At 34.9% G+C, this 21,166-nt stretch carries 16 protein-coding genes, 3 tRNA genes and 1 pseudogene; 6 read left to right on the forward strand and 14 right to left on the reverse strand.

All coding sequences use genetic code 11. The features are described from left to right. Window positions 1-107: 107 nt before the first annotated feature. On the reverse strand, window positions 108-494 hold the full coding sequence (locus ASE21_RS05185; protein WP_057121511.1) for a DUF423 domain-containing protein: 387 nt from the start codon (window positions 492-494) through the stop codon (window positions 108-110). 187 nt (window positions 495-681) lie between these two features. On the opposite strand from ASE21_RS05185, the gene ASE21_RS05190 reads away from it, so the two are divergent. Then, the gene (locus tag ASE21_RS05190; protein ID WP_057122335.1) at window positions 682-2,046 is read left to right on the forward strand and encodes a saccharopine dehydrogenase family protein; all 1,365 of its coding nucleotides are present in this window, start codon (window positions 682-684) and stop codon (window positions 2,044-2,046) included. Window positions 2,047-2,395: 349 nt separating this feature from the next. On the opposite strand, the gene ASE21_RS05195 is transcribed toward ASE21_RS05190, so the two are convergent. Continuing rightward, window positions 2,396-3,790 carry a dipeptidase gene (locus ASE21_RS05195; RefSeq protein WP_057121512.1) on the reverse strand — a complete coding sequence of 465 codons (1,395 nt, stop codon included), beginning with the start codon at window positions 3,788-3,790 and terminating at the stop codon, window positions 2,396-2,398. A gap of 109 nt (window positions 3,791-3,899) precedes the next feature. Between ASE21_RS05195 and ASE21_RS05200 the strand changes: the two genes are divergently transcribed. Beyond that, window positions 3,900-3,984, forward strand: a tRNA-Leu gene (locus ASE21_RS05200). 79 nt (window positions 3,985-4,063) lie between these two features. Then, complete coding sequence (locus ASE21_RS05205) at window positions 4,064-4,537, forward strand: hypothetical protein (protein ID WP_057121513.1); 474 nt, start codon at window positions 4,064-4,066, stop codon at window positions 4,535-4,537. Window positions 4,538-4,971: 434 nt separating this feature from the next. On the opposite strand, the gene ASE21_RS05210 is transcribed toward ASE21_RS05205, so the two are convergent. After that, the gene (locus ASE21_RS05210) at window positions 4,972-5,211 is read right to left on the reverse strand and encodes a hypothetical protein (protein WP_057121514.1); all 240 of its coding nucleotides are present in this window, start codon (window positions 5,209-5,211) and stop codon (window positions 4,972-4,974) included. Window positions 5,212-5,297: 86 nt separating this feature from the next. On the opposite strand from ASE21_RS05210, the gene ASE21_RS05215 reads away from it, so the two are divergent. Further along, complete coding sequence (locus ASE21_RS05215) at window positions 5,298-5,528, forward strand: helix-turn-helix domain-containing protein (RefSeq protein ID WP_057121515.1); 231 nt, start codon at window positions 5,298-5,300, stop codon at window positions 5,526-5,528. Window positions 5,529-5,959: 431 nt separating this feature from the next. Here the strand turns inward: ASE21_RS05215 and ASE21_RS05220 are convergent. The 11 genes and pseudogenes from ASE21_RS05220 to ASE21_RS05275 all read right to left on the reverse strand — a co-directional run. Beyond that, a pseudogene (locus tag ASE21_RS05220) lies at window positions 5,960-6,487 on the reverse strand (HAD family hydrolase); the annotation flags it as partial. Between the two features lie 299 nt (window positions 6,488-6,786). Beyond that, the gene (locus tag ASE21_RS05225; protein ID WP_057122336.1) at window positions 6,787-8,370 is read right to left on the reverse strand and encodes an MFS transporter; all 1,584 of its coding nucleotides are present in this window, start codon (window positions 8,368-8,370) and stop codon (window positions 6,787-6,789) included. A 1-nt stretch (window position 8,371) separates the two neighbouring features. Beyond that, a complete protein-coding gene (locus ASE21_RS05230) occupies window positions 8,372-9,424 on the reverse strand; it encodes an HlyD family secretion protein (RefSeq protein ID WP_057122337.1) in 1,053 nt (350 codons plus the stop codon). Window positions 9,425-9,716: 292 nt separating this feature from the next. Then, window positions 9,717-11,072 carry a TolC family protein gene (locus tag ASE21_RS05235; RefSeq protein WP_057121517.1) on the reverse strand — a complete coding sequence of 452 codons (1,356 nt, stop codon included), beginning with the start codon at window positions 11,070-11,072 and terminating at the stop codon, window positions 9,717-9,719. A gap of 350 nt (window positions 11,073-11,422) precedes the next feature. Next, window positions 11,423-12,247, reverse strand: a complete 825-nt coding sequence (locus tag ASE21_RS05240) for an AraC family transcriptional regulator (RefSeq protein ID WP_057121518.1) — start codon at window positions 12,245-12,247, stop codon at window positions 11,423-11,425. 332 nt (window positions 12,248-12,579) lie between these two features. Beyond that, a tRNA-Asp gene (locus tag ASE21_RS05250) sits at window positions 12,580-12,653 on the reverse strand. Window positions 12,654-13,066: 413 nt separating this feature from the next. Then, window positions 13,067-13,140, reverse strand: a tRNA-Asp gene (locus ASE21_RS05255). 86 nt (window positions 13,141-13,226) lie between these two features. Continuing rightward, on the reverse strand, window positions 13,227-14,153 hold the full coding sequence (locus ASE21_RS05260; RefSeq protein WP_057121520.1) for a DUF58 domain-containing protein: 927 nt from the start codon (window positions 14,151-14,153) through the stop codon (window positions 13,227-13,229). Further along, complete coding sequence (locus ASE21_RS05265) at window positions 14,150-16,723, reverse strand: M1 family metallopeptidase (RefSeq protein ID WP_057121521.1); 2,574 nt, start codon at window positions 16,721-16,723, stop codon at window positions 14,150-14,152. Before ASE21_RS05265 ends, ASE21_RS05260 begins: the two co-directional genes overlap by 4 nt. 175 nt (window positions 16,724-16,898) lie before the next feature. Beyond that, window positions 16,899-17,483, reverse strand: a complete 585-nt coding sequence (locus tag ASE21_RS05270; protein WP_057121522.1) for a DUF4082 domain-containing protein — start codon at window positions 17,481-17,483, stop codon at window positions 16,899-16,901. A 52-nt stretch (window positions 17,484-17,535) separates the two neighbouring features. Further along, complete coding sequence (locus tag ASE21_RS05275; protein ID WP_057121523.1) at window positions 17,536-18,063, reverse strand: hypothetical protein; 528 nt, start codon at window positions 18,061-18,063, stop codon at window positions 17,536-17,538. A 202-nt stretch (window positions 18,064-18,265) separates the two neighbouring features. On the opposite strand from ASE21_RS05275, the gene ASE21_RS05280 reads away from it, so the two are divergent. Together ASE21_RS05280 and ASE21_RS05285 are read left to right on the forward strand one after the other, a co-directional pair. Then, window positions 18,266-18,970 carry a LytR/AlgR family response regulator transcription factor gene (locus ASE21_RS05280; RefSeq protein WP_082603439.1) on the forward strand — a complete coding sequence of 235 codons (705 nt, stop codon included), beginning with the start codon at window positions 18,266-18,268 and terminating at the stop codon, window positions 18,968-18,970. Next, the gene (locus ASE21_RS05285) at window positions 18,971-21,046 is read left to right on the forward strand and encodes an ATP-binding protein (protein ID WP_057121525.1); all 2,076 of its coding nucleotides are present in this window, start codon (window positions 18,971-18,973) and stop codon (window positions 21,044-21,046) included. Window positions 21,047-21,166 lie beyond the last annotated feature (120 nt).

The raw sequence follows: 21,166 nt of genomic DNA on the forward strand, positions 1-21,166 counted from the left end.
TATCAAAGCAGATAAAAAGCAATAAAAATTCACATAAGTAACGTTATATGTTAATTATGAGACAAAATTAAAGATTAATTTTTACACAGAATTTTTTTTTCTGGATTTTATGATTTTTTCCTTAAAATAGTAAGAAATAATAGCGCCCAGCCAATAATTAATAAGAAACCACCCAAAGGTGTTGCGAATACGATAATTTTAGAATCAAAAACTGTAAGACTTTTTGCAGCTAACAAATAAATAGATCCGCTAAACAGAACAACACCGGCAACAACTAAATTATAGATTACTTTGACAGTTTTTTCAGCGATATCTTTTCGTGTAGAAAGAAAAAGTAAAAAGAGCGCGTGGTACATTTGGTAACGAACACCCACTTCAAAAGTATTTAACTCTTCGACAGTCAGATATTTTTTTAGTAAGTGCGCTCCAAAAGCACCAAAAATAATAGCTAACATTCCTATAAAGGTTCCAGTTAAAACAATTCTTCTTTTCATATTTTCTAAACTTTTAATTTGGGTACAAAAATACTTCATCCCATTCAATTTCATTTTAGTTTTCGAAAATATTTCTTCTATAATATCGGCTTTTTTTCTTGATTTACAAATTAAATAAATGTCATTTTTGAAATTATATTTGTTATATTTATAACATTTTAATATGTTTGTGTTAAATATTAAGATTATGAGAAGTGTTTTAATAATTGGAGCAGGCAGATCAGCATCTTCGCTGATTCGTTATTTACTTGCAAAATCAGAAACCGAAAACCTGCATCTGGTTGTTGCCGATTTATCTTTGGCTCTGGCCGAGAAAAAAACACAAAAACACCCTAATGCAACTCCAATTGCTTTAGATATTTTTAATACTGAAGACAGACGGGCTGCCATAGAAAAAGCTTCAATCGTAATATCGATGCTTCCTGCACATCTGCATATTGAAGTTGCCAAAGATTGTATTTACTTTAAAAAACATCTTGTAACGGCATCTTATATAAGTGATGCTATGCAGGCACTTGATGAAGAAGCCAAAAAGAATAACTTAATTTTTATGAACGAAATTGGTCTTGATCCCGGAATCGACCACATGAGTGCCATGAAAGTTATTGACGAAATCAGGTCAAAAGGAGGCAATATGATTTTGTTTGAATCGTTTTGCGGCGGTTTAGTTGCTCCGGAATCTGACAATAATTTATGGAATTATAAATTTACCTGGGCTCCCAGAAATGTGGTTTTGGCCGGACAAGGCGGTGCAGCAAAATTTATTCAGGAAGGTACTTATAAATATATTCCGTACAGCGCTTTATTTCGTCGTACAGAATTTCTTGAAGTCGAAGGTTACGGAAAGTTTGAGGCGTATTCAAACCGCGATTCGCTAAAATACAGATCTGTTTATGGTCTTGACGATGTCCTGACTTTATACCGCGGAACAATTCGAAGAGTTGGTTTTTCGAAAGCCTGGAATATGTTTGTTCAGCTTGGAATGACAGATGACAGTTATATTATCGAAGATTCTGAAAATATGAGTTATCGTCAATTTATGAATTCGTTTCTTCCTTATCATCCAACTGATTCTGTTGAAATTAAAACTCGTTTTATCCTTAAAATCGATCAGGATGACATTATGTGGGACAAACTTTTAGAACTGGATTTATTTAACCCCAACAAAAAAGTTAACCTGCCAAATGCTACACCGGCTCAAATTTTAGAAAAAATCTTAACCGACAGCTGGGCTCTGGAACCAGACGACAAAGATATGATTGTGATGTATCATAAATTTGGTTACGAACTAAATGGTGAGAAAAAGCAAATTGACTCAAAAATGGTCTGCATTGGCGACGATCAGACTTATACCGCAATGGCAAAAACAGTTGGCCTTCCGGTTGCTATAGCAACTTTGCTGATTTTAAATGAAAAAATTACAACACCAGGCGTTCAGCTTCCAATAAAAAAAGAAGTTTATGAACCTATATTAAAGGAATTAGAGGAATACGGCGTTATTTTTAATGAACAAACCGTGCCTTATTTTGGATATAATCCGGACTTATTTTAGTCCTGATCCCATTTTTTATTTTTAGAATTTTTTTTAGTTTATTTTTCCGCTTCTATCTTTTTAGAAGCGGATTTTTTATTTGAGGGACAAAGGTTTGAGATTCTCCTGATTTCTGCTTTTGAAAACTAAATTTATCGCTTCCTGAATGCGTTAGGGATAGGAGCGGTATCCTTTTTATTTTTTCTTTAAAAATAAAAAGATATAGCGGATAGCCCGGCCGAAGGCAACGCCCAAATTAGTGCCCTTTAATTTTAAAATCCAAATTCCATAAAAAAATCCGCTCATTGCTGAACGGATTCTGTATCTAATCAACTTTGTCAAAGTTTAGAACTTTTGACAAAGTGAAAATCTAAAATGATTTAGAAAGCTCGACAAAATACTTGTAAAACAAAGGAATTGTCTCAATACCTTTCAGGTAATTGAAAATTCCGAAATGCTCGTTTGGCGAGTGAATTGCATCGCTGTCTAATCCAAATCCCATTAAAATGGTTTTGCTTTTTAATTCTTTTTCAAACAAAGCCACAATTGGAATACTTCCTCCGGAACGAACCGGAATTGCCGGAACACCAAAAGTTTCAGTATATGCTTTGTTTGCCGCCTGATATCCAATACTGTCAATTGGCGTAACATAACCCTGTCCGCCGTGGTGAGGCGTTACTTTTACCGTTACTCCGGCAGGAGCAATGCTTGTGAAATGTTTTGTGAACAATTCTGTAATTTCTTCCCATTCCTGATTTGGAACCAAACGCATTGAGATTTTCGCAAAAGCTTTACTCGCGATAACGGTTTTAGCACCTTCTCCGGTGTAACCGCCCCAGATTCCGTTTACGTCTAATGTTGGACGGATTGAGTTTCTTTCGTTGGTTACATATCCTTTTTCGCCATACACATCGGCGATGTTTAAGGCGTTTTTATATTTTTCTAAACTGAAAGGTGCTTTTGCCATTTCGGCTCTTTCTTCTGCAGATAATTCCTGAACTTTATCGTAGAATCCCGGAATTGTAATATGATTGTTTTCGTCGTGAAGTGAAGCAATCATTTTTGCCAGAATATTAATTGGGTTCGCAACTGCCCCACCGTATAAACCAGAATGCAAATCGCGGTTTGGTCCCGTAACTTCTACCTCAACATAACTTAAACCACGTAAACCTGTCGTAATCGACGGTTGTTGGTTAGAAATCATTCCGGTATCTGAAATCAGGATTACGTCGTTTTTTAGTTTTTCCTGATTACGCTCTACGAACCAGGCTAAACTTGCAGAACCTACTTCTTCTTCTCCTTCGATCATGAATTTTACGTTGCACGGAAGTTCATTATTCTGCACCATATATTCCAGTGCTTTTACGTGCATGTACATCTGGCCTTTGTCGTCGCAGGCACCACGTGCAAAAATTGCGCCTTCTGGGTGAATATCTGTAGTTTTTATAACGGGTTCAAATGGTGGTGAAGTCCATAATTCTAACGGATCCGGCGGCTGAACATCGTAGTGTCCGTAAACTAAAACTGTTGGAAGATTTGGGTCGATTATTTTTTCTCCGTAAATAATTGGGTAACCCGGAGTGTCGCAAATTTCGACTAAATCGCATCCTGCTTTTGATAAACTTTCTTTTACAGCGTCTGCTGTATCAATAACATCTTGTGAATATGCAGTGTCGGCGCTAACCGACGGAATCTTTAATAATTCGATCAATTCATTGATAAACCGATCTTTATGTTGTTGAACGTAGGACTTAATATTTTCCATTTAAATTATTTTTATAGAAATTCAAATGTACAAAAAAGAGAATTAATAATTTTTTTGAAAATTTTCTTTGAATATTCGAAAGTATGCTTATCTTTGCACCCACAATTACGCGGATATGGTGAAATTGGTAGACATGCCAGACTTAGGATCTGGTGCCGCAAGGCGTGTAGGTTCGAGTCCTATTATCCGCACCAAAAAGAGCTTCTGAAGATTTTTCAGAAGCTTTTTTGTTTTACATATATTTGATTCATATATCCTAATCACATAATCACAATGAAAATCAAAGACTTAAAATTAGATTATTATTCAGATTTTTTAGGTGAGCCGGAAATCAGGTTTTATACTAATCCTAAAAACATCCCTTTTCGAAGAAACATTCAAAAAAATCCAGATGGAGCTTTAAGTGAAATCACACTAAAACAAGGTGAAAATGGAATTTACTTTTTCAGCATGTGGGATGGCTTCTTTTTTTTCTTAATATGTGAACTAACAAACCATTTAAACCCTACTTACTTACCAAAATTCATCAAAGATTACAACGAATGTGAAGGCTGGCGCTGGGATGATATTGATCTTTTAATCAATGAAAATGATTTAGATTGGTCGATTGATAATTTCTTAATAACTCTTCAAAGAATGAATGAGAAGCAAAAAACCGACTGGAATACTAATAGCATCGTCGATTTAATAATCTTCTTAAAATTCGTAAAAGAAAATGAAATGGAATTAAGAATTTCTTATAAGTGAGCTTAACCTCAGCAAAATCACCCAATATTTAGCCACAATCTTGTCATTTCAAGGAACGAGAAATCTTCGCAAGTAGCTCTACAACGATAATCCAATCTTTGCCGAATTTCTCGCTAAGATTTCTCGTTCCTTGAAATGACAAACTTTGAGTTGACATTATCTATTTTTAAAAAACTGTTTCTCAAACATAACCCGTGGTTTCAACCACGTGGACACATACAAAATCCATAATCAATGCGTTCCAATGATTGAAACCATTGGCTATATTTTTAAACTAAAAATCAATATTCTCTTTTTCATTCACCTGGACGAAAGAAGATTTAAGCATTACGACCAGGTACACATAATGAAAAAACTGAAAAGACAATCTCAAATTTGTCGGTTTGCTTAATTTCTCCTTTCGTCGAAATGAGCTGTTTTTAAAACATATTTAATTATTTAACTTCCAAATAAGGGAGGAGAATTTCTGCCAGTTCATTTAACCAGTTAAAACCTTTTTCTAAATTCTCACTCTGAGAATAGGTTGTTCCAAATTCATCTTCTGCTACAATGCTTATTGCAATAATATAGTTTAACTGCCTTATGGCTTTAACCAAATCTTTAGGATCGATTACTTCATTGAAAAAGTTTAAAAGCTTTTTTTCGGTTTCTTTCGAAAGATTATTTGTAGCCATTGTCTTATTTTTTATTTGATGCAAATATAATAATTTGTAGGCGAATTAGCCTACATGAACAAAATAAATCTTTCCACTTTTGAAATATGAATATTTCAGAAGAAACTTTTCTTGTAAATCTTGGTATTCACGTTAGGCAATTACGTGAAAAGAAAGGCTTATCCCAACAAGGCTTAGCGGACGACTGTAATATTACCAAATCTCAAATAGCAAGATTAGAAGTTGCGAAAGTAAATACTGGGATAAAAACTCTTGTAAAAATTGCCAATGCTTTGGATGTTGAGCCTAAAGAGTTATTGAATTTTCCTTTGAAATAGAACTTTAATTTTCGGCTAAAGCTATTTTCCTTCAAGACCATAAAAAAACCTCCAGCTAAAGCAGGAGGCAATTCATCTAGTTTTGTCATTTCGACGAAGGAGAAATCTTCGCGAGAAACTCCACAAAGATTAGCCTATTAAAACGGAGCTACTTGCGAAGATTTCTCCTTCGTCGAAATGACAAACTTTGGGGTTGCTTTATACAAAAAAAACCTTTGTCAAAGTTTAAAATTTTAACAAAGGTTTCTCGTATCGATTTGGAATTTGGTCCAGAAGCTTCGGGATAAAAAATTCGAATTTTATTTCCCTAATATTTCAATAACCTTATCAACATTGACTTCGCTGTAATCATTGATATAAAAATCACATGGAGGCAATTGTTCTTTAGTATGCGTACTCAAAACGCCAACGACTTTCATTCCGGCATTTAATCCCGCTGTAACTCCCGAGAAAGAATCTTCGAAAACCACACAATCCGACGGAGAAACGCCAACACGTTCTGCCGATTTCAGGTAAACTTCCGGATTTGGTTTATGCATTGTTACGTCTTCGCTTGACATCATCGAATCCATTTTTTGGTCGAGTTTCAGAAAATTGGCAATCAAATCGAGATTTGCTCTCGGCGCCGAAGTGGCAACGGCCGTTTTAAATCCGTGGAATTTTAGTTCATCCAGAAATCTCAAATAGTGCGGAATCGTTTCCACTTTGTCTTTATAAATCTCACGGAACATTCCTTCTTTTTCGTCTTCGAGTCTGGATAATTCTTCTCCTTCTATCGGACGTTTGAAAAAATGTGTCATGATATAACTATTGTGTTTTCCGTACATATGTTCTTCAAATTCTTCATTGGTGTACGGAATTTTATATTTATCGAAAAATTCTTCAAAAGCGACTACATGATGCGGATTGGTGTGGCAGATTACGCCGTCCATATCAAAAATTACACATTTTTGGCTCATAATTATTTTGTTGTTTTACAGTTTGCAAGGTACTGATAAGTGTTGGTTACCGCAAAGTTTAATTTTCTTTTTGCCACAGATTAATAAGATTAAAAGGATTTTTTGAATCTCGCAAAGTCGCAAAGACGCAAAGTTTTGTTCTCATTTTTTGTCATTTCGACGAAGGAGAAATCTCCGTGAGAAGCTCTACAAAGATTGGCCTTACTTTGCGGAGTTACTTGCGGAGATTTCTCCTTCGTCGAAATAACAAACTACACGGAATAACTTTGAACTTGAAACTTTAAACCTGAAACAAAATTTTATCCGATCCAAATTTTACTTTTTACCAAAGTCATCGTTTGTCTCAAATGCTGATTTAATGCAATTAGAATAATCAAAACCACAAGTCCGTAGCCTACAATGGTGTAAATTTCCATATCAGCCAGTAAAGTTGATTGTTTCGTAATTGTACCGAAAACCTTTTTTAAGGCTAAAGTATTCGCATTATCTGCAGAATATCCTTTTGCGATAAAACTTTGTGCGGCTGCGGCGATATTTTGCTGTGCTTCGGGATTTTCTCCGGTTACAAATTGGCTTAACTTTAAAAAGTGTTTTTTATTGAGAAATACCATTGCATTCTGCATCACGCAAAAACCAATTGTGCTTCCCCAAAAACGTCCTGAAACCCCAACAATTCCAGAAGAAACCGCCATATTTGCCGGAACAGATGATGTGGTAAATAAGATGAGCGGAACAAATAAAAACCCAACACCGATTCCCTGCAAAATATACGGAATGATAATATCGCTCAGTGCTACATCGGGAACAAATAAAAACGTAAACCAAAAATGAAAAATCGCAATCAACGTAAAACCAATCATGAAAATGATTTTGGTGGAAACGGATTTCATCAGAAAAAAAGCGGCTAAAATTAGCCCTATTACATTTCCTAATCCGTTAATATACTGCACGCCCGCCACACGCGACGGATCCCAATTCCAAATCGAATACATCGCCCCGTGACACAAACTCAATGTGGCACGGCTGATGTAAAATAAAAAAAACAATAAAAATCCAATTCTAAGATTGGCATATTTTAAGACTTCAAAATTGAAACTTGGTCGTTTTACCAAACGTTCTTTAAAAATAAATAAACCTCCGGTTATGAGCGAAATCATCAACATTAAAACCATTTCTGAAGATTCGAACCAATATTTTTTTTCGGCGTACACAAAAAAATAGGCACCGCAAAGAATAGAAATCAAAACCAAAAAATAACTCATCCAGTCGATTTGATACAACGGAATCTTCTTCGTAATTCGGTGCCCACGAAAAGTAACTAAGATTAAAAAGACGTTTAAAACCTGCAATCCGCCCGAAACATACAACATATATTTCCAGTCGTAATGATCAAGAAACCAAACGGCAATATTCATAATAAACGGTGTTGACAACAACAGTGATCCGTAATAGAATGAAAAACCAATAATAATGGCATTTTTAGAATTGAACTGCTCTATCAACAATTGTCTAATCGTAATTACCGGAAGCGCCATCAGGATTCCTTCTGCAACTCTCATCAATAAAAAAACCGGAAAATTGGTAATATAGGCCGAGGAAATAATCGTAATTCCGATAAGGGAATAAACCGCCATCAGGTAATTTTTGGCAGGGAAAAAGCTCGAAAATCGGCTTTCTATTAAAATTGTGGCGAGTAAAGTTCCGTACGTAACACACATCGCAAACTGCAGATCTTCGGGTTCAATATCCAGAAAACTTGCTGCGTAAGTTACATTCGAAGTATAAACTCCCAATAAAATCATGGAATGCAGCAGACAAACGAACAAAATAATAATGATCGCCCATCGCGGTACCCAGGATTTAAATATACTTTTATCTTCCATTTTATTTGTGTGCAGCAACAACCGTAATGTTCATTCCTGCTCTTAAAAAATCGGTTTGCTGGTCGTTGTCTTTCAGCTGAATTCGAACTGGAATTCTTTGTTCAATTTTCACGAAGTTTCCTGTTGCATTATCCGGAGGAAGCAATGAAAATCTCGCACCACTCGCAGGCGATAATGAAGCGATTGTTCCAATAAATGTTTTATCGTTTATCGCATCGGCTTTAATTTCCACTTCCTGACCAACGGTTAAATATTGTAGTTGCGTTTCTTTAAAATTGGCTGTAATCCATTTTTCTTTACTCACGATAGAAAGCAAAGACTGCCCTTCTTTTACCATTTGTCCGGGCTGTAAAGTTTTTTTTCCAACCCAGCCGTCGTAAGGCGCTGTGATTATCGTGTAAGAAAGAAATAAAGCCGCATTATCGGCAGCAGCTTGTTTCGATGCAATATTTGTTTGTGTTGTCGGAACATTTGCTTCGGCAACAGAAGTACTTAAAGAGGAAGAGTGAATTCTGCTTTTCATTTCCTGAAAATGTGCCTGCGCCGTTTCGTAATCGGCTTTTACTTTTTCTAATTGCTGCGAAGTAGCCGCTTCTTCTTTCACCAAAGCTTTGTAACGCTCGAATTCTAATTTGGTTTTCCAAAGATTGGATTTTGCAGCTTCTAATTGTGCCTCGTTAATTGCCGTTGCACTTGCCGTATTTATGGCATTTTTCTCGGCGACCACACTGTTTTGTTTCGCATTTTGAACATCGGCCAGCGCCACATTCAGTTTCGACTGATATTCTCTGTTATCAATCACGACCAAAGTATCTCCTTTGTGCACAAACTGATTTTCGTTAAAACGAACTTCCTGCACATAACCCGTAATTCTCGACATAATTGGCGTTACATATTGTTCCACCTGAGCGTCATTGGTTTCTTCGTGGTTTCGGTTAAAAACGTAAAACCAAATCCCTAAAATGACTCCGCTGATTACCAAAACACTGGCAATAATTGTTATTATAATATGAAACGTTTTGTTTCTCTGAGTTTCATTCTTAATCTTAACCATAAACTTTATATCTTTTAATCTATTTTCCACCGGATAATCCCGAATATACCTTTTCTTCCCCAGATTAAAATCCGGCACTACAATATGAATCGTTCCTCCGGAACTGAAAATCTATATTTTTTCTTACCCGGATTAAAATCCGGCGCTACAATATGGATCGTTCCTTCAGAACTGAAAATCTATATCTTTTCTTTCCCGCATTAAAATCCGGCGCTACAATATGGATCGTTCCTCCGGAACTGAAAATCTATATTCTATATTCTTTACTCTATTTTCTATTTTCTTTTAACTTCTAACTCTGGGAAAGCATTCCCGCCGTATGCAGCAATTCGTAATGTTTTAAAATCGCATCTAATCGTGTAGAAATTTTATTATATTTCGCCTGAAGCAAAGCATTGTCAGCATCGACCATTTCGGTAATTAAAACTAATTGGTTTAGGTATTTCAGCTTTACGATTCGGTAGTTTTCTTCGGCTAAATCCAAGGCTTTGTCAACAACTACAAACTTTTCAAGAATTTCCTGATACTGCGTATGATCTTTATAAAGCTTGTCCTGAACTTCGTCTTTTACGATTTCAGACTGCATTTGCTGCCATTCGATTTTGGCATTGGCCTGCGCAACTTTTGTTTTGTTTTTGTACAAAGCCGAAAGATCAAAACGAGCCTCGATTCCTACCTGACCTAAAGTGTACAAATACGGATTTGGCGGAAAAAATTTATAGTTCGGATAATAGAATCCGTAATTCCCGAAGAAACCAACGCTTGGCAGATAATTGCCTTTTAGCAATTTTAATTCGGTTTTACTGATTTGCAATTCCTGACTTGCGATTCGCATTTCTTCGTTTTGCAAAGCTTTGTTCAGATAAAAATCATACGGATCCAAACCGTTCATTTCATCAAGATTGGAAGTTGTGTCAATAGCAATTTCTTCGTTTTCCGGAATCTGAATCAACGTCTTCAGATCGTGAAGTGCGATTTTAATGTTTTTGGAGTTTGTTAACGCATTCAATTCACGATCTGAGAGTTGCAATTCGGCACGAATAACTTCATTTTTAGTTACCGTTCCATGTTTCTGCAGCGATTGCACTTCTTTCAATCTGCTTTTTTCTTCTTTGATGTTTTCTTCGAATATCTTTTGAAGTTCCATCATTTTATAAATCGACAGATAGTTCGCTGCGACTTCCAGTTCAATATCATTTTCTGTTTTCTCCGATTTTATTTTGGCAATTTCGTTTTCATCATTCGCAATTTTAATCGCGTTGTTGATTTTGTTTCCCTCGTAAATTGGCATTTTAAAAGTCGAATTCACTTCGTAGATTTCCGGAATTGCTTTGGTCACTTCTTTTCCGTTCAGAAAACCGTTTCCTTTAAATTCGGTAATGTTGGTAATTCTGGAGTACATGCCGTTAAGTTGTACGTCCGGCAGTCTGAGTTCTTTTCTTTCTTTGATGTTTTGCTCTGAAAGCGTAATCTCCAATTGAGATCTTAGGACTTTTTTATTGTTTTCTTTCGCAAGCTTCATCGCTTCCTGTAACGAAACCGTATGAACTTCCTGCGCCTGTAAACTATTAAATGTTATGAAAATTAAAAATAACAGCAGGCTTTGGAGAAAACAATCTTCTTTAGAATTTGTTGTTTTAAGGAACATGAATACATTAATATTTGATGCTGCAAAGTTCCTTCATTTTTTCCGTGACTGATAATTATAAAAAGCCAAGAACATATCCATTTCAGACAAATGTTAAAATTCCAGTTTCCGAAAACGTTGTATTAAAACATTGATTTGCAAAAGATTGAAAACTGGATTAGAGATTTAGTTTCACGCAGATTTTCAATGATTTAGACCAATAATTTTAGAATTCTTTTATGCTCTCGCAGATTTAGCAGATCTGGCAGATTTTTTTTAATAGTTTATCTGCTCAATCTCCAAAATCTGCGAGAGAAAAAATTAATGTTCTAACAAAAGAAAAAAATCGAATTAAATCCTTGAAATAAAATCTACTTAGTCTGTTCCAAAATCTCTTCTCTATTAAAGTAATCAGAAGGACGCTGGCTCAGAATTTTAAAAAAAGTATTACTGAATGTCGGAACGCTATTATAGCCCACTTCCAGCGCAATTTCTTTTACTGATAATTTTCTTTCTAATAAAAGTTCGATGGCTTTTAAAATTCTGCGGATGGTATAATATTGAATGAATGACATTTTAAGGTCTTTTTGAAATAAACGCGCTAACGATCTTTCGCTATAACCAAATTCATGCGCCACGTTTGAAAATAAAATGGTTTCACCCAGATTATTCTCGACATGACGCAAGATTTTACCCAAACGTTTGTCTTTTGGCTGCGGTAATTCCAACGGAAGATTAGTTGGACAAATTTGTGGTAAAATGGCTTTTATGGCTTTCGCAATAGTAAAATTAGGCGTTCCTTCTTCAAGATGTCCGTTCCAGCGATTGGTAAAAAGCATCATTTGAAGCAGAAGATTATTTACGGGATAAATACCTTCTTTTTTATAAAATTCATCTTCGCCGTCTTCAACAGGAAAATAGAGATTTCGCATCATCACATGTTCTGATTTGGGTTCAATGCTGTGCTCTAATCCGGCAGGAATCCAAATAAAATGCCTTGCAGGCAAAAAGTAAGATTTCGTTTCAGTTGTCACAAAAACCACATCGCCTTCTGCATAGAGCATTTGTGCTTTTTTGTGTTTGTGTTTTGGAACAAGTAATTCACCCATAATATTATGATGACAGTAAATGCTTTTTTTATCGACATCTACTTTCTCGATGTAATATTTGTCTACTTTAAAAGTTGATTGTTCCATTCGATTTTTTAAGCGCAAAGTTTTACGCAAAGTTCGCTAAAATTATTTATTGGACAGGTAATTTGCTGGCAAAGACACGAAGACGCAGAGTCTTCATTTTTTTAGCCACAGATTACAGGAGTAGAAGGATTTTGTTTCACGCAGATTTAAAAGATTTTAGCAGATGTTTAGATGATTTCTTTTTTAAGGCTCTTGCAGATTCGGCACAGTGAAGTAAAAAAAAAAGTCTTTGAATAAATAATATAAACGTAAAACATAAAAAAAACGTTAGGATATAAACAAACAAAAAAAAATGCCTTTCCGTCTAGAAAGGCATTTTTAAAAAAACTAAGCGGTCTGGACGGGACTCGAACCCGCGACCCCATGCGTGACAGGCATGTATTCTAACCAACTGAACTACCAAACCCTGCTTGTATTGTGAGTGCAAAAATACAATAGAACTTGGATTCTGCAAGGCTTTTTATGAATTAAAATTGATAAATTTTTAATCGGCTAAATTCCAATATTTTAAAATCGTACATAAAAACCAAAAAACAAGAACTTTCTTTCTTTTTAAACAAAAAGGTTCGCAAAGTCATATAAAACTTTGCGAACCCTGATGTAAATCTCTTGCGTGCTTTGCGGTAAAAAACCTTTGTTTAATAAAAACCAAGTAGTCTTAAATCAAAAAAGCCATCCACAAAAGTGGAAAGCTTTTCATTGGTCTAACTACTAAACCAGCTACGAGTTACAAAGTCGTAGCAAAACAACACAACTAATCTTAGATACCGTATTTGGGCAAAAAAGCCTTTCTGTTAAGAAAGGCTTCTCCCAATATTGCGGTCTGGACGGGACTCGAACCCGCGACCCCATGCGTGACAGGCATGTATTCTAACCAACTGAACTACCAAACCTCTGCGTTATTGCGGTTGCAAAGATATAACAGAATTTCATTTCTGCAAGTGTTTTTATAAAAAAAGTGAAATATTTTTTCGAATATTTACCCAAAGTTTTGTTTTTCAACCAAATATGTAGTCAATATTTTTTCAAAATTGTCGCCAACATTCACCGGAACGTACTTAATTTGGTTTTTAGCACAGGTTAACGCCAGGTTTTTAAAGTAAGCTTCTACCCTTTTTTCATATTCTGTTTTAACATTATCAGCAAAAATCGATACTTCTTCTCCAGATTCTAAGTCGATAAATTTTCTTGGTGCGTTGTCAAAATCAAATTTCAATTCCGTTTCATTGTCAACCACATGAAACAACACTACTTTATGCTTGTTGTGTTTTAAATGCTGTAAAGCATTAAAAAGCTTTTCATCATCTTCAGTCTGAAACATATCTGTAAACAAGATAATCATCGAACGGCGATGCATTTTTTCTGCTATTTGATGTAAATAGGTAATTGTATCGGTTGTTTTTTTAACCTTTGGCTGCTGTAATAATTCTTCCAGTTTGTTCAAAAGCATTCTGTGATGGCGGTCGCTTCCTTTTTCGGGAGCATAATATTCATATTTATCAGAGAAAACGCTTAAACCAACGGCATCGCGCTGTTTTTTTAAAATATTCATTAAAACTGCCGAAGCCAAAACCGCAAAACCAATTTTCTTTTCATAAAATGGCTGATTCGATTTTAATTCCGGATAATGCATTGAAGACGAATTGTCGACAATAAGATGACAGCGCAAATTTGTTTCTTCCTCAAAACGTTTCGTGTACAAACGATCCGTTTTGGCAAATAATTTCCAGTCAATATGTTTGGTGCTTTCGCCGGCATTATACACTTTATGTTCAGCAAATTCGGCCGAAAATCCATGAAAAGGGCTTTTATGCATTCCGGATATGAAACCTTCCACAACCTGATTGGCCAGCATTTCGAGATGCTGAAAACTTGAAACTTTCTCTATTTCCGATTCGATTTTCATTCGGTTTCTTTTTTAATATTTTGTGCTTTATAAAGCAAATCTGCTGCCTGAAATAATTTCCTTTTTAAAACAGGACTAAAATTAGGGTTTTCTTTTAAGAATTGCTGTACTTCATCAAAAGCAAATTTAGATGAATATTTTCCAACAGTATTATCCAGCCAGTCTTTTGGAAAGAAAATATCGCCTGTCTGCTGGATTTCATCAACCAAATCTAATGAAAATCTAATATATTTTTGAGCACTTTCCTGACGAAGCGGATGATGAATATTGGCCAGGCCAACCTCAACCCAAGATTCTTTTTCACGGTTTTTGTCCTCTTTTAAAGATTCCATAAAAGCATTACGTACTAATTCGTCTTTTGATAATGACGGAAGCAGGAATTCAAACCTTTTCTGCTTATCCGGATTTGTAATCGTTGTTCTGGTTTTCTCGAGAATTTCATCTGCTTTCTCGTGTTTAAAAATCGCAAGATTCATGGCCATATTGGTAAAATCGTCTTCGTTTAATTTTAACCCCGGAATCACGATTTCTTTATTCCAAATTTGATATAATCTGGCTTTCGCCGAAGAAGAATACGCAACAGAACTAAACAAACCAAATAAAGTCTTTTTGATATTAGCAGATGAATTTGTCTGCAGGCGTGAATACAAAGTATAACCTAATAAATTTTGAACTCTGTCTTGTTGTTTTGGGGTTAAAAATCTCCAGTAAATCGTATTTAGATTATTAGAAACAATTCGCAGAACCAATTCATTTTCTTCAAATTCTATTCCTCTTAAATAATAATTAAAAGCTTCATTCGCAGCAATATTGCCTATTAGCATATTTTCGTAAAGATTGCTGTAAGCCGATGCTCTTGCCGCTTCATCTTTTAAGGTAGAAATATAATCTAAATTGTTTCCGTCAAGCGGAAAAACACCGTATCCAAAACCATTATAATTATAAATAATTGTAAGCGGTTTTTCTAGTCCTGCAGCTTCCTTCACAATAACGTTTTTGTCTTTAATATTGACATTTAAAACTTTTACTTCCTCATCATACACTAAACCAACCTGAAAAACCTGAGGCCAGATATTATCAGATTTATCTTCTGCCTTTTGCTGAATTTCAAACTTTTTGATTTGGCCTTCAGAATCATATTCTATTTTATCTGTAAAAATGGCCCTTCCTGATTTATTGACCCAGACTTCGCTCCATTTTTTCAAATCAAGCGGAGTTTCAGCATCCAGAATATCTACAAGATTATTCCAGTCGGCATTGCTCCCGGCGTATTTTTTAATGTATTTTTCGATCCCTTTCTGAAAAGCGGCTGCACCCATCGAAGCTTCAAGCTGACGCATCATAATTGGAGCTTTATTGTAAATAATAGCACCATAAAGTGATCCGGCATCTTTTAAATTTGACAAATGCTGTTTTATAGGATGTGTCCCCAGAGACCGGTCTTCTGCGTAAGCGCTTGGATAATGTGCGGTAAAAAACTGAAGATTATGATTGACCTTTGGAAAAATCGGATTCATGATTTTATCAGCCATGAAATTGGCAAAAACTTCTTTCATCCAAACATCGTCAAACCATTTCATAGTTACCAAATCCCCAAACCACATATGCGAAGTTTCGTGTGCGATAAGTTTAGCACGGTTTAATCTTTCGCTGTCGGTTGCGCTGTTGTCGAGAAACAACGTCGATTCCCGATATTGAATAGCACCAACATGTTCCATTCCGCCATATTGAAAAACCGGAATTGAAGCAAAATCAAGTTTTTGGAACGGAAATTTATAATGGGTATATTTTTCTAAAAAATCTAACGACTGCTGGTGCAGATTAAAAATTGTGTCAGTGCTTGCTTTTATTTTTTCTGCATTATTTTCACGATATAACATCGTCATTTCTAAGCCTGGTTTTTGAGTTATGCTTTTGAATTTTCCGGCAACAAATGAAAACAAATAAGTGCTCATTTTATCTGATTCTTCAAAAGTATAAACTGCAAAATCTCCTTTTTCAGCTTTCGATTTAACATCGGCCCCAGCCAAAACCGTCCATTCTTTTGGCGCAGAAAGATGAAGTTTATAAACTGCTTTTAAATCCGGCTGATCAAAGCATGGAAATAAAGTACTCGCGCGATCCGGCACCAAAAGTGTGTATAGAAAATCGTCGTTCCGGTTTAATGATAAATTGCCTGCGATGAAAGAAATCGAAATGGTATTTTTTCCTGAAAGCAAAGCAGAATCAGCAATTATAATATGTCCTTTTTCGTAAACAACGGGAATGCTTTTTCCATTTACTTCAATTGTTTGCAGGTTCGAAGTTTTTTCTTTAAAATCCAAAAGTAAAGGCCGGCTTGCATCAGACAACGTCAGGTTTAAATTCAAATGAGAATTGATGTTTTCTTGTTTCTGATCCGGAATTTCAAAAGACAAATCATATTCTATATTTGATACTTGTTTTTTACGAAATTGGGCCAGCTGCTCTGAAACACCGTTTTCTAAAAAGGCACTTTCTTTTTCTTTTGACTGAGAAAAGCCATTTAAAACCAATAGAATAAAACAAAGAAAAGTGTGTGAAATTTTCATTTTTAAAGCAATATAAGATTTGTTAAAAATAGGAAAAAACCAACGTTTTAAAAAGCCATTATAAAATTAGGCCAGACAGATTTTTCAAAACCTGTCTGGCCTGTTTGATAAAAAAAGGTTTGACGACTGCCAAACCTTTTTACAAACTCACTAATTAAACTATCCAAAAATAAAATTATTCAGTTTGTTGAAAATCAAAACTTAAATCTCCTGCATTGTAATTTGCAGAAACATTGGTTGGGAAAGTTTGTGATGTTCCGCTGACCCATCTGTATTCATTAAATGTGATATTTCCGGCTGTAATTGGATACGTTACGTTACTATTATCCGCTTTGCTTTTTTTATACCAGTCATTAGAATTCATTGTAATCATGTATTTTTTATCTTTTTCCAGAGCCAAAGCACTAATTTCTTTAGTTACCTGAACATCTGCTGCTGCAATATTTACAGTTTCAGAACGCAATACCGCTTTTGTTGCATAATCCCAAATTGTTATACGAACAGCCGGATTTGTTCCTGGAAGTTTTAATGTAATTGCTTTTATATTTCCTTTTACAGTTGGAGTAAATGCCAAACCAAATTCATAATCTCCAGAGTTTATAAAATTGCTCGATGTCGTAAATCCGGTTTGAGTATAATAAGCGGCAAGCGGGTTTTCTGTTTCAAAAGCCGGTGTATTATCTTTATCATCATCGCTGCTGCACGATACGCTTAAAATTGATGCTGATACAATGGCAAAAAATATTTTAAAAGTTTTCATAATATCTATTTTTAAATTGTTTATTATTTGATGGTTAGTATTCGTTAGAAGATTACGGCTGAATATTGAAACGTGCGCAAACTTCTTCGTAGCTCATTTTAGAATAATCTAATTTTGCTGCTTTTGCTGTTGCAGAAACTCCTCCCGGAATTAAAATATAACGCCAGCTAAGAGTTACCGGAAGGTTTACCGTAGTTCCGTCTGCGGCATGCTTAAATCTGAAAAGTTTAATTTTTTGTAAACTGGCGATTGCAGTAATTGTGTTAATATATCCTCCGGCTGTTGATGTATAAGGAAGTGTATAAATACCTCCTCCGAAAGACATATAAACTAATATTGTTCCTTTAGATAAAATATCCGAAGATAATTCCGGTGCATTAATCGTAGTAGATAGTCCTGAAGTCCCGTCGATAGTTTCGGCCGCTGCCGCCGGTGCTGTAATCCAGGCACTATAAATAACATTTGCTGTCCCAACTGCCCCCGGTGCGCCGTCTACTCCGTTTGTTCCGTCATCACCACTGCATGAAATTGTAAAAATTGCCAGTAAAAAAAGTGAAAAAAGAGTTTTAGAAAATTTCATAATAATTTTAGTTTTAAATTGGTCAAATCGTTCTTATTTAATTCAATAACATTATTTTTGTAAAAATCAAAGGGCTGTCAGGGATAGTTATTTTCAGCTCATGAATTAATTACGAGACAAATTTGCGCTAATAAAATCTGGACAAAAACAACGAATAGACAAACAACATTTTAAATAGACAGACGACACAAAATATAGTTTGATGATGAAAAAATACTCTTGTATTATTATTGACGACGACGAAATTGACAGGCTTACTGTATTGTCTTTTGCTAAAAAATTTCCGATTCTGGACATTTTGGGTGTTTTTGATTCTGCAGAAGATGCGCTTCCGTTTATCGAAGAAAAAAAAGTTGACATTTTATTTTTGGATATTGATATGCCCGATCTAAACGGTATCGAATTTAGAAAGCAGGCTTTGGAAATTCCGGTTTGTGTTTTTATTACCGCACACCCTGAACATGCGGTTGAAAGTTTTCAGATAGAAACACTTGATTTTATTGTTAAGCCTTTAAAACTGGATCGTTTTACCCAAACCGTAAACCGAATTGAAGAGTTTATGGAAATCAAACTTAAAGCGTCTCTGTTTGAAGCGAGTATTGGCGGAGATACAATTTATATTAAAGAAGGCCACGATCAGACTAAAGTAAAGCTTCATGAAATTTTATATCTTGAAGCTTTAAAAGATTATACTCTTATTATTACTGACAAAAAAAGACACTGTGTTTTGTCGAGTATTGGAAATCTTTTAAAAGAAGATCATTTTCAGTCTTTTATTAGAATTCACAGAAGTTTTGCGGTCCAAAAACAGTTTATCCAGAAAATGAATTCTACGGAAATTATCTTAAACAATAATGTCACTATTCCGGTTGGAAGGAGTTACAAAGAAAACTTAAACCTGATTTAGATGAAAAAAGCCGGTTTTTTGTTTTTGTTTTTTATCAGCATTTCTGTTTTTGCGCAGCAGGAACCTAATGTAGCAAGATTTAAAACAAGAAACGAAAAACTTAAGGCATGGCTAAAATATACAAATGAGATTTTAGATTTAGAGGATTATCCTAAACTGCTTGTCGCTGCACAAAAAGGCATTGAACTTTCCGGGGATCATCTTGCTTATAAATCAAGGTTTTATTTCTTAAAAGGAAATGCTTACGAATTCAACAACAATCAAAGTAAGAAAGCTGCAGCCAATTATGAACTTGCTTTAAAATACGCTCAAAAAGCCAGGCATCTTAAAAATGAAACTTCGTCTTTAATGCGCCTGAATTATACTTACTATGCACTGAATGAAATTTCAAAAAGAAAACAATTAATAGCGTATATAAAAAAAGTACTGGATACTACAAAAAACACTTATACGCAAGCGGTTTTAAACGGAAGCTTAGGCGAATATTATCTCGATTATTCTGAATATGAAAATTTTATTGGTTACCAATTAAAGGCGATCAATTATAAAAAGCAGCTTGTAAAAAGTGTTGCAAATACAGAAAATATTGGCGTATCTTATTGTCAGATTGCAAGTGCTTACGTTAAAATGAAACAATTTGAAAAAGCAATTGAATACCTGAATGAAGCACGGCCTTATATAAAAACTTCTCCTTACATAAGTGCTTTTTCCTGTAATTATTACATGCAGTGTTTTGCTGCACAAAAAAAACCAGACAGTGTAAAAAAATATTACAAGCTTATATACACTTATCCAACTGTAAAAGATTCTCTGTTTCTTAATTTAAGTTTTGCCAATCAAAGTATGTCTAAATTTTATGCAGACCGCGGGCAGACAAATACTGCTTACCAGTATGCCAAAAAAGCTGTCTCATTTGGACAAAAATCTACGGATGAAGAAATTCTCATGGAAGCCAACACCGTAATGGGAAGGGTTTTATATGAAAAAAAGGACTATAAAAACGCTATTGAAACACTAAAAAAAGCCTCTGTAAACGCCTTAAATTACGACAAGGAATTCTTTGTTACCATAAATAAAAAACTCTCCCAAAGTTACGCCGCACTGGGTTTTTGGAAAGAAGCTTTTTATTACAACGAAATTTACAGCAAGTACAACGACGAGATGATGAACGAATCGGCAAAACAAAGTATTGCCAATGCCGAAGCGCGTTATCAAAACAAAACCAAACAGCAGAAAATTAAAAATCTTTCTACCCAAAACACAATTAAAAACATTCAGATTGAGGAAGCTAAAAAGCAGCGTATTTATTTAATCTCAGGTTTAGCATTAGTTGGAATTATCGGATTATTATTATTCAGGCAAAATCAAAACAGAAAAAAAACCAATCAGAAACTGCAGGTTTTAAATCAGGAACTGGATGAAGCCAATAAAATAAAGGCGAGATTTTTTAGTATTTTAAATCATGATTTAAGAAGCCCGATTTCAAATCTAATTCACTTTTTACATCTTCAAAAAGAGAATCCGGAATTGATGGACGAAGAAACCGCCGCGAGAATGCAGACTAAAATAATTTCGGGAGCAGAAAATTTGTTGTCCTCTATGGAAGATATTCTGCTTTGGAGCAAAGGACAGATGGAAAACTTTAAACCCCGTTTTAAAGAAATTCAGGTAGAATCTGTCTTTTCAGACACACAGAAACATTTTTCAAGCATCGAAAACATTTCCATTTCATTTGAAAATCCTGAAGATATCATTTTAAATACAGATGAAAATTATCTAAAAACCATTATCCGAAATTTAACCGGAAATGCCATAAAAGCACTTGAAAAAAGAGAAAATCCAAAAATAATCTGGAAAGCATGGCAAGAAAAGAACCAGACATTTCTTTCTATAACCGATAATGGCGCGGGAGGAAATAAGGAAAAATTCAAAGCACTTTACAACGATTCAGAAGTAATCGGAATCAAATCCGGATTAGGGCTGCATTTGATTAGAGATCTGGCAGCGGCAATTAATTGCAAAATAGAAGTATGTTCCAAACCAGATTTAGGAACTACTTTTACGATTATTTTCTAATCTTTACTTAAAGGTTTGCCAAAGATTAAAGGGATTAAAATGATTTTTAATCTTTGGCAAAATATCAGTATAAAAAAGGCCTGAAATAATCAGGCCTTTTTTATATAAATTATAATCTTG

It is taken from the genome of Flavobacterium sp. Root901, from assembly GCF_001429765.1.
Lineage (GTDB): Bacteria > Bacteroidota > Bacteroidia > Flavobacteriales > Flavobacteriaceae > Flavobacterium.

Bases quoted from the DNA above. Each gene is read 5' to 3' on its own strand.
- ASE21_RS05190 (WP_057122335.1), top strand. From the start codon at position 682: ATGAGAAGTGTTTTAATAATTGGAGCAGGCAGATCAGCATCTTCGCTG.
- ASE21_RS05225 (WP_057122336.1), bottom strand. From the start codon at position 8,370: ATGGAAGATAAAAGTATATTTAAATCCTGGGTACCGCGATGGGCGATC.
- ASE21_RS05210 (WP_057121514.1), bottom strand. From the start codon at position 5,211: ATGGCTACAAATAATCTTTCGAAAGAAACCGAAAAAAAGCTTTTAAAC.
- ASE21_RS05195 (WP_057121512.1), bottom strand. From the start codon at position 3,790: ATGGAAAATATTAAGTCCTACGTTCAACAACATAAAGATCGGTTTATC.
- ASE21_RS05240 (WP_057121518.1), bottom strand. From the start codon at position 12,247: ATGGAACAATCAACTTTTAAAGTAGACAAATATTACATCGAGAAAGTA.
- ASE21_RS05270 (WP_057121522.1), bottom strand. From the start codon at position 17,483: ATGAAAACTTTTAAAATATTTTTTGCCATTGTATCAGCATCAATTTTA.
- ASE21_RS05185 (WP_057121511.1), bottom strand. From the start codon at position 494: ATGAAAAGAAGAATTGTTTTAACTGGAACCTTTATAGGAATGTTAGCT.
- ASE21_RS05235 (WP_057121517.1), bottom strand. From the start codon at position 11,072: ATGTTCCTTAAAACAACAAATTCTAAAGAAGATTGTTTTCTCCAAAGC.
- ASE21_RS05275 (WP_057121523.1), bottom strand. From the start codon at position 18,063: ATGAAATTTTCTAAAACTCTTTTTTCACTTTTTTTACTGGCAATTTTT.
- ASE21_RS05260 (WP_057121520.1), bottom strand. From the start codon at position 14,153: ATGAAAATCGAATCGGAAATAGAGAAAGTTTCAAGTTTTCAGCATCTC.
- ASE21_RS05285 (WP_057121525.1), top strand. From the start codon at position 18,971: ATGAAAAAAGCCGGTTTTTTGTTTTTGTTTTTTATCAGCATTTCTGTT.
- ASE21_RS05280 (WP_082603439.1), top strand. From the start codon at position 18,266: ATGATGAAAAAATACTCTTGTATTATTATTGACGACGACGAAATTGAC.
- ASE21_RS05265 (WP_057121521.1), bottom strand. From the start codon at position 16,723: ATGAAAATTTCACACACTTTTCTTTGTTTTATTCTATTGGTTTTAAAT.
- ASE21_RS05215 (WP_057121515.1), top strand. From the start codon at position 5,298: ATGAATATTTCAGAAGAAACTTTTCTTGTAAATCTTGGTATTCACGTT.
- ASE21_RS05230 (WP_057122337.1), bottom strand. From the start codon at position 9,424: ATGGTTAAGATTAAGAATGAAACTCAGAGAAACAAAACGTTTCATATT.
- ASE21_RS05205 (WP_057121513.1), top strand. From the start codon at position 4,064: ATGAAAATCAAAGACTTAAAATTAGATTATTATTCAGATTTTTTAGGT.